The sequence below is a fragment of the Nocardioides sp. genome, from assembly GCF_035697785.1.
In the GTDB taxonomy this organism is placed as follows: Bacteria; Actinomycetota; Actinomycetes; order Propionibacteriales; family Nocardioidaceae; genus Nocardioides_B.
Window position 1 is genome coordinate 1 of record NZ_DASSCL010000149.1, and the last position, 13,731, is coordinate 13,731.

At 72.8% G+C, this 13,731-nt stretch carries 12 protein-coding genes; 10 read left to right on the forward strand and 2 right to left on the reverse strand.

Going from position 1 to position 13,731, the window contains the following annotated elements:
* The 3 genes from VFH10_RS15735 to VFH10_RS15745 form a co-directional block, all read left to right on the forward strand.
* On the forward strand, positions 1-810 hold an 810-nt coding region (locus VFH10_RS15735; protein ID WP_325130210.1), incomplete at its 5' end, for a CE1758 family FMN-dependent luciferase-like monooxygenase.
* A complete protein-coding gene (locus VFH10_RS15740; protein ID WP_325130212.1) occupies positions 807-1,421 on the forward strand; it encodes an FMN reductase in 615 nt (204 codons plus the stop codon). The genes VFH10_RS15735 and VFH10_RS15740, both read left to right, overlap by 4 nt.
* Positions 1,422-1,461: 40 nt before the next feature.
* Positions 1,462-2,478: a glutathione S-transferase family protein gene (locus VFH10_RS15745; protein WP_325130214.1), complete on the forward strand. Its 1,017-nt coding sequence runs from the start codon at positions 1,462-1,464 to the stop codon at positions 2,476-2,478.
* A gap of 6 nt (positions 2,479-2,484) precedes the next feature.
* On the opposite strand, the gene VFH10_RS15750 is transcribed toward VFH10_RS15745, so the two are convergent.
* Complete coding sequence (locus tag VFH10_RS15750; RefSeq protein ID WP_325130216.1) at positions 2,485-3,303, reverse strand: TetR/AcrR family transcriptional regulator; 819 nt, start codon at positions 3,301-3,303, stop codon at positions 2,485-2,487.
* A gap of 169 nt (positions 3,304-3,472) precedes the next feature.
* On the opposite strand from VFH10_RS15750, the gene VFH10_RS15755 reads away from it, so the two are divergent.
* From VFH10_RS15755 to mmuM, 3 genes are read left to right on the forward strand one after another with little or no spacing between them, the layout of a single operon-like run.
* On the forward strand, positions 3,473-5,686 hold the full coding sequence (locus tag VFH10_RS15755) for an MMPL family transporter (protein ID WP_325130218.1): 2,214 nt from the start codon (positions 3,473-3,475) through the stop codon (positions 5,684-5,686).
* A gap of 33 nt (positions 5,687-5,719) precedes the next feature.
* Complete coding sequence (gene pcaD, locus VFH10_RS15760) at positions 5,720-6,499, forward strand: 3-oxoadipate enol-lactonase (RefSeq protein ID WP_325130220.1); 780 nt, start codon at positions 5,720-5,722, stop codon at positions 6,497-6,499.
* Positions 6,496-7,368 carry a homocysteine S-methyltransferase gene (mmuM, locus tag VFH10_RS15765; RefSeq protein ID WP_325130222.1) on the forward strand — a complete coding sequence of 291 codons (873 nt, stop codon included), beginning with the start codon at positions 6,496-6,498 and terminating at the stop codon, positions 7,366-7,368. The genes pcaD and mmuM overlap by 4 nt, the downstream gene beginning before the upstream one ends.
* Here the strand turns inward: mmuM and VFH10_RS15770 are convergent.
* Positions 7,355-8,266, reverse strand: a complete 912-nt coding sequence (locus tag VFH10_RS15770; protein ID WP_325130224.1) for an oxidoreductase — start codon at positions 8,264-8,266, stop codon at positions 7,355-7,357. The genes mmuM and VFH10_RS15770 overlap by 14 nt on opposite strands.
* A gap of 52 nt (positions 8,267-8,318) precedes the next feature.
* Between VFH10_RS15770 and VFH10_RS15775 the strand changes: the two genes are divergently transcribed.
* The 4 genes from VFH10_RS15775 to VFH10_RS15790 form a co-directional block, all read left to right on the forward strand.
* On the forward strand, positions 8,319-9,527 hold the full coding sequence (locus VFH10_RS15775) for an ROK family transcriptional regulator (RefSeq protein ID WP_325130226.1): 1,209 nt from the start codon (positions 8,319-8,321) through the stop codon (positions 9,525-9,527).
* Complete coding sequence (gene xylB, locus VFH10_RS15780) at positions 9,524-10,927, forward strand: xylulokinase (RefSeq protein WP_325130228.1); 1,404 nt, start codon at positions 9,524-9,526, stop codon at positions 10,925-10,927. Before VFH10_RS15775 ends, xylB begins: the two co-directional genes overlap by 4 nt.
* A gap of 157 nt (positions 10,928-11,084) precedes the next feature.
* Complete coding sequence (locus VFH10_RS15785) at positions 11,085-12,389, forward strand: ROK family transcriptional regulator (protein WP_325130230.1); 1,305 nt, start codon at positions 11,085-11,087, stop codon at positions 12,387-12,389.
* The coding region (locus VFH10_RS15790) for a sugar ABC transporter ATP-binding protein (protein ID WP_325130232.1) at positions 12,386-13,731 on the forward strand (1,346 nt) is incomplete at its 3' end. The genes VFH10_RS15785 and VFH10_RS15790, both read left to right, overlap by 4 nt.

A 13,731-nucleotide genomic window follows, 5' to 3' on the forward strand; every position in this document is an offset into this window, starting at 1 on the left:
CTGATGCTCGGACGCGGCAACACCGGCCCCGTCTACCCCTGGTTCGGCAAGGACATCCGCGAGGGCATCAACCTCGCGATCGAGAACTACGCGCTGCTGCACCGCCTCTGGCACGAGGACGTCGTGGACTGGCAGGGCCGCTTCCGTACGCCGCTGCAGGGCTTCACCGCCACCCCGCGGCCGCTGGACGGCGTGCCGCCGTTCGTCTGGCACGGCTCGATCCGCAGCCCCGAGATCGCCGAGCAGGCGGCGTACTACGGCGACGGGTTCTTCCACAACCACATCTTCTGGCCGGCCGCGCACACCCAGCGGATGGTCGAGTTCTACCGCCGTCGCTACGAGCACTACGGCCACGGCAGCGCCGACCAGGCCATCGTCGGGCTGGGCGGGCAGTTCTTCATGCGGCCCAACTCCCAGGACGCGATCAACGAGTTCCGGCCCTACTTCGACAACGCCCCGGTCTACGGCCACGGCCCCTCGCTGGAGGACTTCAGCGAGGCCACCCCGCTGACCGTCGGCTCGCCGCAGCAGGTCATCGAGCGGACGCTCTCGTTCCGTGAGTACGTCGGTGACTACCAGCGCCAGCTCTTCCTGCTCGACCACGCCGGGCTGCCGCTGAAGACGGTCCTCGAGCAGCTCGACCTGCTCGGCGAGGAGGTCGTGCCGGTGCTGCGCAAGGAGTTCGCGGCCCTCAAGCCGGCGCACGTTCCCGACGCGCCCACGCACGCGTCGCGGAGGGCCGAGCTCACAACGGGCTCGACCACCGAGACGATCTCGACGAGCTCGACCACCACCGGAGGTGTCGCATGACGCGCTCGATCGCCGTGGTGACCGCCGGCCTGAGCCAGCCGTCCACCTCCCGCCTGCTCGCCGACCGGCTCGCGCAGGCCACCGACCGGGCATTGCGGCTGCACGACGAGCACACCATCGTCACGGTCGTCGAGCTGCGCGAGCTCGCACACGAGATCACCGACAACCTGCTCACCGGGTTCGCCGCCCCGCGGCTGGCCGAGGCGATCAAGGCAGTGACGACGGCCGACGCCGTGATCGCCGTCTCGCCGGTCTTCAGCGCGTCGTACAGCGGACTGTTCAAGTCCTTCTTCGACGTGCTCGACGACGGCGTGCTCGAGGGCAAGCCGGTTCTGGTCGGCGCCACCGGGGGCACCGCGCGGCACTCGCTGGCCCTGGAGTTCGCACTCCGCCCGCTGTTCGCCTACCTTCGCGCCGCAGTGGCTCCCACGGCCGTCTTCGCGGCCAGCGAGGACTTCGCGAGCGCCGGAGCGGGTAAGAGTCTTGCAGGGCGTGCCGAACGGGCCGGCCGCGAGCTCGCGGACCTGGTTCTCCGGCGCCCGCTGGCCGGGCCGGTCGACCCGTTCGACAACCCGACCCCGTTCGAGCAGCTGCTCGGCAACAACGGCTGACGTACGACACCGACTCCGACCCTCTCGGGAGGCGACAGGGATGACGAAGGGCCAGTACGTCGCGGACGACTTCGACCGCGACACCGACTACATCGAGGACCGGATCACCGCCGACGGCGACCCGGACTCGGGCGCCTGGAAGGTGGAGGCCGGCCGCTACCGGCTCATCGCCGCCCGGGCCTGCCCCTGGGCCAACCGGGCGATCATCGTGCGCCGACTGCTCGGTCTCGAGGAGGCCATCGGCATGGGCCTGACCGGCCCCACGCACGACGCGAGGAGCTGGACCTTCGACCTCGACCCTGACGGGGTCGACCCGGTGCTCGGCATCGAGCGCCTGCAGGAGGCCTACCTCGCCCGCTTCCCCGACTATCCCAAGGGCATCACCGTCCCCGCGATCGTCGACGTGCCGACCGGCAAGGTCGTCACCAACGACTTCGCGCAGATCACGCTCGACCTGTCGACGGAGTGGACCGCGTTCCACCGTGACGGCGCCCCCGACCTCTACCCCGAGGCCCTGCGCGACGAGATCGACGAGGTCAGCTCGTGGGTCTACACCGACGTCAACGACGGCGTCTACCGCTGCGGGTTCGCGGGCCGGCAGGCGTCGTACGAGCGCGCCTACGACCGCCTTTTCGCAGCACTCGACCGGCTCGAGGAGCGGCTGACCGACCGCCGCTACCTCGTCGGCGACCAGGTCACCGAGGCCGACATCCGGCTGTTCACCACCCTGGTGCGCTTCGACGCCGTCTACCACGGGCACTTCAAGGCCAACCGCAACAAGCTGGTCGAGATGCCCGCGCTGTGGGGCTACGCGCGCGACCTGTTCCAGACCCCGGGCTTCGGCGACACGGTCGACTTCGCGCAGATCAAGGAGCACTACTACGTGGTGCACAAGGACATCAACCCGACCCAGGTGGTGCCGAAGGGGCCGGACCTGGCGGGCTGGCTCACCCCGCACGGCCGTGAGGCCCTCGGCGGACGCCCGTTCGGGGACGGCACTCCGCCCCCGGCTCCCCTGCCGGGCGAGGTCGTCCCGGCCGTGGGCAGGCCGGCCTGACGAGGCTCAGGAGCGGGCTATCGCCTGCAGCCGCTCCCACTCGTCGGCGAGGCCGAGGTCGGCGCCGATGTCGGCCACCGTCGCCTGGAACAAGGCGGCGGTGGTGATCAGCCCCGGGTGCACGTGCCCGAACACCTCGAGGGTCACCGTGCCGTAGAGCCGGGCCCAGGAGCGCTCGAACACCCAGACCATGCCCGGCGTGACGCCGTGGATGGTCGGCAGCTTGTCGAGGTCCGCAGCTGCGGAGTCGGCCGGCGGAGCGGTGAGCACCTCCAGCACGCCGTCCGGCAGCTCGTCGTCGGCGGGCACCGGGAACCGGTACTTCTCCCACAGCCGGCCGAAGATGTCGCTGAAGAACGCGCTGAACTCGTGCACCCCCAGCTCCTCCGGCACACAACCCTCGAGGGTGGTGATCGGCCGTTGCGCCGCAGAGTCGACCAACGCCTGCGTCTCTGGGGTCGGCGGCGAGGCGAACACCAGCCGGAACTCGTCACGATTGCCGAGCGCCCAGCGCCGGAACGCCGCGACAGCCGCCACGATCTGCGCCGCCGGGTCGTCGACGGGGTGCCGGTCGCGGGCCACCGTCATCTCGGCCACCACGTCGGCGAAGATCGCCCGGGCCAGCAGCGCCATCAGCTCGGCGTGGCTGTCGACGTAGCGGTAGAGCGCCGGCGCGGTCAGTCCCATCTCGGTCGCCACCGCACGCAGCGAGACGTCCTGCCCCTGCCGCAGCAGCTGCCGCGACACCGCGACGATCTCGTCGTACGTCGCCTGCCGCTGCCGCTCGCGACGAGTCGGCAGGCCGCTGGGGATCGTGGTGCTCATCGAGAAGGGCTCCTCCTGGTTGACCTCTGCCTCGGCTCTGGTGCGTCTGCCCGGGGCCGGGACAGTCAAACATAAATGCTTGACACCAGAGTTTACATCATTCACTGTTATACCCGTTCACGACGATGACGGCAGATAGCGAGTGTGAGTGATGTACACGTGGGGACGGATGATCGCCGCTCGGGCCGGCCTGGTGCTCGCCGGTGGCCTGGTGCTCATGGCGGTCGCGGCGGGCTTCGGGCTGGGCGTGTTCGGCAGCCTCAGCGACGGCGGGTTCGACGATCCGGACAGCGAGTCGTCGCGGGCGCTGGCGGCCGAGCGGGACGTGTTCGGCAGTCGCGGCGCCGACGTCGTCGCCATCTACACAAGCGACCAGCTCGAGGTCGACGATCCCGAGTTCCGCGACGCCGTGACCGGGACCCTGGCCGCGCTTCCCGAGGACGCCGTCGCCCGGGTCGTCAGCTACTACGACAGCCCGGACCCGAGCCTGGTCGGGGCCGACGGGCGCACCACCCGGGTGATCCTCACCCTCGCCGGGGACACGCAGGATGCCAAGTCGACGAGCTGGGACGCGGTGGCCGACGAGCTCGACGCCCCCGGCCTCACCACGAACCTCGGCGGCGAGTGGGCGGTGTACGGCGACGTCAACGAGCAGGTGTCCGAGGACATCGCCCGTGCCGAGAGCCTGAGCATGCCGATCGTCTTCCTGCTCAGCCTGCTGATCTTCGGCAGCGTGGTCGCGGCCCTGATGCCCACGCTCGTGGGAGCGATCGCGGTGCTGGGAGCGTTCGCCGTGGTCCGGCTGCTGACCGGCGTCACCGACGTGTCCGTCTTCTCGATCAACGTCATCACCCTGCTCGGCATGGGTCTGGCGATCGACTACGCGCTGTTCGTGGTGAACCGGTTCCGCGAGGAGCTCGCCGCGCAGCCCGACGAGAGCCGGCCCAGCGTCAACCGGGCCGTCGCGCGCACCATGGCCACGGCCGGCCGCACCGTGCTGTTCTCGGGCCTCATCGTGGCGGCGTCGCTGGCCTCCCTGCTCATCTTCCCGCAGAACTTCCTCCGCTCGATGGGGTACGGCGGCGTGGCGGCCGTGCTGGTGGCGATGACGGCCGCGCTCACCGTGCTGCCCGCGCTGCTGGCCGTGCTCGGCCGGCGGATCGAGCTCGGCCGGATGCCCTGGCGCCGCGGACGTCGTACCGCGACGGCGACCGACGGGGACGAGCACGGAGCCTGGGCCCGCCTGGCGCACAGCGTGATGCGCCGCCCGGTCGCCTACCTGCTGGTCATCACGGTCGCCCTGCTGGCGCTGGCCGCCCCGTTCGCGAGTGCCCGGTGGGGCAGCGTCGACGAGCGGGTGCTGCCCGCCGACATGCCGAGCCGGGTCGCCGCGGACCTGCAGGCGGAGCAGTTCGGGGGTCAGACCGCCTCGGCACGCATCGTGCTGCGCGGGGCCGACGACGCGGCGACCCGTGCGTACGCCCAGGAGATCGAGAGCCTCGACGGCGTCCGGTCCGTCCAGCCGCTCGCCGCGGAGCAGGTGGACGGGGAGCCGGTGAGCCTGTTGGAGGCCACCTGGGCGGGCAACGGCCAGACCGAGGCGTCGCAGGACCTGGTCCGTGACATCCGCGGGATCGACCCGGGCGAGGGCGCGGTGGCGCTGGTCGGTGGCCCGACCGCGCAGGCGGTCGACCTCATCGACTCGGTGGGCGACCGCCTGCCGTGGATGGGCCTCGTGGTCGTCGTGGTGATGCTGGTGCTGCTGTTCGTCGCCTTCGGCTCGGTCGTGCTGCCGCTCAAGGCGGTGGTGATGACGGCGGTGTCGATCGGCGCGTCGTTCGGCGTGGTGACGTGGATCTTCCAGGAGGGGCACCTCTCGGGCCTGCTCGGCTTCACCTCGCCGGGCTACCTCGACGTCACCCAGCCGATCCTGATGCTGGCCATCCTGTTCGGGCTCTCGATGGACTACGAGGTGTTCCTGCTCTCGAGGGTGCGCGAGGAGTGGGACCGCCGGGGCGACACCTCGACGGACCAGCGGGACCGCAACACCGCCGCGGTGGCCGCCGGCGTGCAGCGGACCGGGCGGATCATCACCAGCGCGGCGCTGCTGCTGGCCGTGGTCATCGGCGGGTTCGCCACGTCCGGGATCGTCTTCCTGAAGATGATCGGGGTCGGCATGCTGGTCGCCGTGCTCCTCGACGCGACCGTGGTGCGTGGGCTGCTGGTGCCGGCCACCATGCGGCTGCTCGGCCGCGCGAACTGGTGGGCCCCGGGTCCGTTGCGGCGCTGGTGGGAGCGGCACGGGCACCGCGAGGAGATCGGTCCCGAGGACCTGTCCGAGCCGGCCGGCACCGACGACCGCGACCTGGTCGGGGCGCGCTGACGGCGGGACCGCAGGCCGCGTAGGTTCGAGAACATGACCGAACCAGTCGCCCTGCACCACGTCGAGGAAGGACCGGCGGACGCCCCGCCGGTCCTTCTCGGCGCCTCCCTCGGCACCACACACGAGATGTGGGACGAGCTCGCCACGGACCTCGCGCGCGACTTCCGGGTGGTCCGTTTCGACACCCGCGGACACGGCGCGTCACCGGCGCCCGCGTCGTCGTACACCGTCGAGGGGCTGGCGCTCGACGTGGTCGCGCTCGCCGACACGCTCGGGATCGACCGGTTCGCCTACGTCGGGCTGTCCCTCGGCGGGGCGGTCGGCCAGGTCCTCGGGATCAACCACGGCGAGCGGCTCACCTCGCTGGTGCTGTGCTGCACGGCTCCGGTGTTCGGCAGCCCCGAGACCTGGCGGGAGCGGGCGGCCCAGGTGCGGTCCGAGGGGGTGGAAGGACTGGTCGAGGCGACCTTGGAGCGGTGGTTCACGCCGGCCTACCGGAAGGCGCACCCGGACCGTGTGGACTGGGTGATGGACATGTTCCGCGCCACCCCGGCCGCCGGATACGCCGGCTGCTGCGACGCGCTCGGCGAGTACGACGTCTCCGCGCAGCTCGCCGCGATCGCGACCCCGACCCTGGTGGTCGCCGGCGCGGACGACCCCGGCACCCCGCCGTCGGTGGGAGCCGCCATGGTCGAGTCGATCCCCGGCTCCCGGCTCGAGGTCGTCGACGACGCGGCCCACATCGCCAACGTGGCGCAGCCCGAGGTGTTCAGCGCCGCCGTCCGCGGCCACCTGGGCGCCACGGTCACGTGACCACCGTCCTCGACGGGGGACTCTCCAACGCCCTGGTCGCCCGCGGACACGACCTGTCCGACGATCTGTGGACCGCGCGCCTGCTGCGGGACGCCCCCGACGAGATCGCCGCGGTGCACCGCGCCTACTTCGCCGCCGGCGCCGAGGTGGCGACCACGGCGAGCTACCAGGCCTCGGTCGAGGGCTTCGAGCGCGCCGGCCTCGACCGGGCCGAGGCGGAGCGGCTGATCGTCCGCAGTGTCACCCTGGCCCGCGAGGTGCGCGACGAGCTGGCGGACGACGGCGGCACCCGCGTGGTGGCGGCGTCCATCGGTCCGTACGGCGCGATGCTCGCGGACGGCTCGGAGTACCGCGGCCGCTACGGCGTGACCGCCGCCCGGCTCCGCGACTTCCACCGGTCGCGGGTCGAGCTGCTCGCCGCGGCGGAGCCGGACCTGCTGGCGGTCGAGACGATCCCGGACGCCGACGAGGCGGAAGTGCTGGTCGGGATCATCGCCGACGTGGGTCTGCCCGCCTGGTTGTCCTACTCGGTCGCCGGGCTGAGCACCCGTGCCGGCCAGCCGCTCGAGGCGGCCTACGAGATCGCGGCCGGGTCCGGCCTGGTCGCGACCGGAGTGAACTGCTGCCGCCCCGAGGACGTGCTGCCCGCGCTCGAGGTCGCGCGACGGGTCACCGGGCTCCCGGGGATCGCGTACCCGAACTCCGGGCAGGGCTGGGACAACCGCACCCACACGTGGACCGGTGAGACCGCCTACGACGTGGGTCTCGCGCCGCGCTGGGTCGCGGCCGGCGCGGCGTACGTCGGCGGCTGCTGCCAGGTCGGACCGTCCGACATCGCCGCTCTCGCCGACCTGGTCACTCCCAGCTGAAGTCGACGCCGGTCAGGTCGCGGCTGAGGTCCCACAGCTTGGCGGCGAGCACCTCGTCGCGGGCGTACCGGCTGGTCCGTGCCGGCCCGATCCGACCCCGGCTCTCACGCAGCCGCTGCGGGCCGGTGTACGACCCGGGACCCGCCTCGGCCACGGCGTACAGGATCGGATCCGCGCCGGCGGCCGCCGACTGGAACAGCACCCGCAGCATCGCCGGCGCCAGCTGCCGCACCCCGGGGATCGACCCGAGCCCCTGGTCGCTGGTGACCAGTCCGGTCGCCGAGACACCGGGGTGCGCGGCGTTGGAGACCAGGTGGCTGTCGTTGAGCTCCGCCTGCCGTTGCAGCTCGAACGCGAACAGCAGGTTGGCGAGCTTGGAGTTCGCGTAGGCCCGCTCCGGCTGGTAGCCACCGGACTCGTTGCCGTCGAGCACATCGGGCCGGCCCCGTTGGTGGGCGATCGACGACACGGTCACGACGCGCGGAGCCGGGGACGCGCGCAGCCGCGGGAGCAGCCGGCCGGTGAGGGCGACGTGGCCGAGGTGGTTGGTGCCGAACTGGAGCTCGAAGCCGTCCACGGTCTCGCGGTAGCGCGGCGGCGTCATCACGCCGGCGTTGTTGACCAGCACGTCGAGCGGCCGGTCCCAGGCGTCGGCGAACGAGCGGACCGAGGCGAGGTCGGCCAGGTCGAGCGGCGCGACCCGGATGTCACCGCCGCCGACCGCCCGCATGTCGGCGGCGGCCCGTTCGCCCGCCTCCGGGTTGCGACAGGCGATCGTCACCTCCGCACCGCGACGCGCCAGCGCGGCCGCCGTGTGCCAGCCGATGCCGGAGTTGCCACCGGTGACGATCGCGGTGCGTCCGGCGAAGGACGGCAGATCTGCGGTGCGCCAGGTCATGGACCGGAACGTACCCCGGGCCGGCAACCCCAACCGTGCGAGGATGCCGTCCGTGCTGCACTCACTGGCCGGACGGGCGGAGAGCCCGATGCAGGCACGGATCCTCGCCCGGCTTCGCGACGAGGGCCCGCTGTCGCGGGTCCAGCTGGCCGACCTGCTCAACGTCTCCCGTACCACGATCGCGGCCGAGGTCGCACGGCTCGGCGAGCTCGGTCTCGCCCAGGAGGTGGGTCACGCCGCATCGCGGGGCGGGCGCCGCTCGACGCTCGTCGACCTGGCCGGTGACATCCGGTTCGTCGGCATCTCGATCGGGGCCACCGGCATGTCGGTCGGCGTCACCGACGGCCGCGTGACCGTGCTCTCCACCAGCACCATCCCGTGCGACATCCGGCAGGGTCCGGAGCCGGTGCTGGCCACCGCGCTCTCCGAGGCACGCGCCCTGCTCGACAAGCTGGGCATCGACCGGCCGATGGGCGCGGGCATCTCCGTCCCCGGGCCGGTCGACTTCCACCGCGGGGTGCCGGTGTCGCCGCCGATCATGCCCGGCTGGGACGGATACCCGGTGCGTGACGCGGTGGCCCGCGAGCTCGGCTGCCCCGCCGTCCTCGACAACGACGTCAACGCGATGGCGCTCGGCGAGCTGCACGCCGGGGTCGCGCGCTCCGCCCAGGACTTCCTGTTCGTCAAGATCGGCACCGGCATCGGCTGCGGCATCGTCGTCGAGGGTGAGCTCTACCGAGGTGTCGACGGCTGCGCCGGCGACATCGGGCACATCCGCGTCGAGGAGTTCGGGCCCACGTGCGCCTGCGGCAACACCGGCTGCCTCGAGGCGTTCGCGGGCGGCGCCGCCCTGGCCCGCGACGCCACCGCCGCCGCTCGCGCCGGCCGCTCCCCCGCACTCGCCTCGCTGCTCGAGGAGAAGGGCGAGCTGACGGCCGCCGACGTGGGGCTCGCGGTGGCGCAGGGCGACGCGCAGGCGGTGCAGCTGATCCGGGACGCCGGCCGCCGCATCGGCCAGGTGCTGGCGAGCCTGGTGTCCTTCTTCAACCCGGGCCTCATCGTGATCGGCGGCCGCGTGACCGGACTCGGGCACGCCCTGCTCGCGGAGATCCGCGGCGTCACCTACCGGCGGTCACTGCCGCTGGCCACCGGCAACCTGCCGATCGTGCTGAGCGAGCTCGGCGACGAGGGCGGGGTCGTCGGCACGGCCCGGCTGATCAGCGGCTCCGTCTACGCCCCGCTCCGGGGGGACGGCGGATGACCCGCCGACTGGTCGCCGGGGTGGACTCTTCGACCCAGTCCTGCAAGGTCGTCGTCCGGGACGCGGCCTCCGGCGAGCTGGTCCGTCAGGGCCGGGCGGCGCACCCCGACGGCACCGAGGTGGACCCGGCGGCGTGGTGGACGGCGCTGCAGAAGGCGGTGGCGGACGCCGGCGGCCTCGAGGACGTCGCCGCGGTCGCCGTCGGAGGCCAGCAGCACGGGATGGTCTGTCTCGACGAGGGCGGTGACGTGGTCCGTCCGGCTCTCCTGTGGAACGACACCCGCTCGGCCGGGGCCGCCGAGGACCTGGTCGCCGAGCTGGGCGGCGGACAGGCCTGGGCAGATGCAGTGGGCTCGGTCCCGGTCGCGTCGTTCACCGTCACCAAGCTTCGGTGGCTGGCGGAGCACGAGCCCGACCATGCCGTTGCCACCGCGGCGGTGTGCCTCCCGCACGACTGGCTGACCTGGAAGCTCTCCGGGAGCCGCGACCTCGCTGACCTGCGCACCGACCGCAGCGACGCCAGTGGCACCGGCTACTGGTCGGCGGAGGCCGGCGTCTACCGGACCGACCTGCTCGGCCGTGCCCTCGGCCACCAGCCACTGGTGCCGACGGTGCTCGACCCCCGCGCCACCGCCGGACACGTCTCCACGGGGGGCGCCATCCTCGCCCCCGGCGCGGGCGACAACGCCGCGGCCGCCCTCGGTCTCGGCTCGCGCCCCGGCGACGTCGTGGTGTCGATCGGTACGTCGGGCGTGGTGAGCGCCGTGTCCACGACCCCGGTCCGCGACGGGACCGGGCTGGTCGCCGGGTTCGCCGACGCGACCGGACACTTCCTGCCCCTGGTGTGCACCCTCAACGCGGCGCGCGTGCTCGACGCGACCGCACGCGTCCTGGGCGTGGACCACGAGCGCCTCTCGTCCCTCGCCCTCGAGTCCACCCCGGGCGCCGGCGGTCTCGTGCTGGTGCCCTACCTCGAGGGCGAGCGGACACCGAACCTGCCCGACGCCACCGGGAGCCTGCACGGCCTGACGCTCGACAACGCGGTCCCGGCCGACTTCGCGCGGGCCGCGGTCGAGGGCCTGCTCTGCGGCCTCGCCGACGGGATCGACGCACTCGGCGGGACCGGGGTCGAGCCCCGACGGGTCCTGCTCGTCGGCGGTGGCGCCGCTTCCGAGGCGGTCCGCCGGGTCGCCCCGAGCGTGCTCGGCCTCCCGATCGAGGTGCCCGCCCCTGGCGAGTACGTCGCCGACGGTGCCGCCCGCCAGGCGGCCTGGGTCCTCGCCGGCGACGACGCCCCGCCGGCGTGGGCGCTGGGCGAGGTCGCCCGCTACGACGGGGATCCCGTGACGGCGGTCCGGGACCGCTACGCCGAGGCCCGGCAGCGCGCCACCGGGCGCTGACCTGGTCACGGCCGCCTGCGGGACGCTTCGGGCTCACGCGTCTCACACTTTCGATCACAACTTTGCAAAGTTTCACAGAAACTTGGCCGGATGCCGCCTCAAGGCCTTGCCAGCACGCGCGAATCGTCACTAGTTTGTGCCCCGTTCGAACAAACGTGTGTCGCTGCTCACAGCGGCCGACGAGGGTCGAGGTCACCGGGTGCTGGAGCAGGAGCCGTTCGCCGGTCCGGTCGCCGTCGACCAGGTGTCCCTGCGCCGTTCGAACCTCTCCCTGGTGCTCCGCACGCTGCGCGACACCGGCCCCCGGTCCCGCGCCCGCCTGGCCGCCGACCTGGGTCTGACCAAGGCGACGGTCTCCGGCCTCGTGTCGGAGCTGGTGACCCGCGGCCTGGTGAGCGAGGGCCCCGCGGAACGCGGCGCGGTGGGGCGCCCGGGCCTGCCGGTGCGCCTCGAGGGCCGCACGATCTGCGGAGTCGGCGCCGAGGTCAACGTCCACCACGTCGCGACCATGGCCCTGGACCTGACGGGCACCGTCGTGGCCGAGCACCGGCTGTCCGTGGACACCGCGGATCTCGACGCAAGTGCCGTGCTCGACCGGCTCGCCGAGCTGGTGACCGCCACGGTGAGCGACGCCACTGGTCGCGGCGCCGACCCGGTGGCGCTCACGGTGGGCGTCGCGGGGCTGGTGGACACCACGCACGGCACCGTGCGGATCGGTCCCAACCTGGGTTGGCGCGACGTCCCGGTCGCCGAGCTGCTGCGGCAACGGCTCGACGTGCCGCGGCTGCCCGTGCTCGTGGACAACGAGGCCAACCTCGCGGCGGTCGCCGAGGTTGTCCCCGGGGAGCCGTCCCGTCGCGACGTCCTGGTCATCTTCGGCGAGGTCGGCGTCGGGGGCGGCATCATCGCCGACGGCCACGTCCTCCGGGGCAGCAAGGGGTACGCCGGGGAGCTCGGTCACATGACCGTGGATCCGCACGGCCGTCGGTGCGGCTGCGGGCGCACCGGGTGCTGGGAGACGACGGTCGGACTGCGGGCGCTGCTCGACGCCGCGGCCGACCCGGACGACCCGGTACGCCACCCCGACCTGGCGCTGGAGGACCGGCTCCACGAGCTCAACCGGCGCGCCGACCTCGGCGACACCCGCACGCTTGCCGCGCTCGAGCAGGTCGGCCACTGGGTCGGCATCGGAGCCGGGGCGATGGTCAACGCCCTCAACCCGGGCGCCGTCGTCCTGTCCGGCTACTTCGCCGAGGTCGGCCGCTGGATGCTCCCCGCCGTCGAGGCGGCGTTGCAGGAGGCGGTGCTCGCCCCGGACGCCGGCGGCACCCGCGTCGAGCTCTCGACGCTCGGGTTCACCGCGGCCGTCCGCGGCGCCGCGACCGCCTCGCTCGACACCGTCTTCCACGACCCCACCAGCGTCGATCGCCGCGTCGCTCCCACGATCGGAGGCAACCGATGACCGAGACCACTCCCCTGCTGCAGATGTCCGGGATCGTCAAGCAGTTCCCCGGGGTGCTCGCCCTCGGCGGCGTGGACCTCGACGTCCGCCCCGGTGAGGTGCACTGCCTGCTCGGCCAGAACGGCGCCGGCAAATCGACCCTGATCAAGGTGCTCTCCGCCGCCTACCAGCCCGACGGCGGCACGATCACCTGGGACGGGCGCGAGGTCTCCCTCACCACGCCGGTCGCGGCCATGCGGCTGGGGATCTCCACCATCTACCAGGAGCTCGACCTGGTCGCCGATCTCACCGTCACCGAGAACATCTACCTCGGCCACGAGATCTCGCAGGGCGGCTTCCTGCGGCGCTCCCAGGCCAACAAGCAGGCGCGGGCACTGCTCGAGCGGCTCGGCCACCCGGAGATCGCAGCGACGCGCACGGTCGGCACGCTGTCACCGGCGTCGCAGCAGATCGTCAGCATGGCGCGCGCGCTCTCGCACGACACCCGCCTGCTCATCCTCGACGAGCCGTCGGCCGTGCTCGACCAGGAGGAGGTGCACAACCTCTTCCGGGTGATGCGCGGACTCACCGCCGAAGGGGTCGCGATCGTCTACATCTCGCACCGGCTCGAGGAGATCCGCGAGATCGGAGACCGGATCACCGTGCTGAAAGACGGCCGCACCGTGGCGACCGGTCTTCCCGTCGAGGAGACACCGACGTCGCGGCTGATCGAGCTGATGACGGGGCGGTCGATCGAGTACGTCTTCCCGCCCCGCCCCGGGACCCCGCGTGACGAGCAGTCGAGGGGCGAGCCCGTGCTGGAGGTGCACGACCTCGCCCTCGCGGGCGTGTTCCACGGCGTCGACCTCACCGTGCACGCCGGCGAGATCGTCGGCCTGGCCGGGCTGGTCGGCGCCGGCCGCTCGGAGATCATCGAGACCGTGTACGGCGCGCGCCGGGCGACCAGCGGCACCGTGACCGTCGACGGCCGACGCCTGCGCCGCGGATCGGTGACCGCGGCCGTCCAAGCCGGGGTCGGGCTGGCGCCGGAGGAGCGCAAGAGCCAGGGGCTGTTGCTCGACCAGGCCGTCTACCGCAACATCACCGTCTCGACCCTGGGCCGCTTCTCCCGCTCCGGGTTCCTCAACAGTGCCCAGGAGCGCCGGGACGCCGAAGCGCTCACCAAGTCGCTCGACGTGCGCCCCGCGGGCGTCACCCGGGACGTCCGCACGCTGTCGGGCGGCAACCAGCAGAAGGTCGTGCTGGCCCGTTGGCTGCTGCGCGAGTGCCGCGTGCTGCTGCTGGACGAACCCACCCGCGGGGTCGACGTCGGCGCCCGCACCGAGATCTACAACCTGATCCG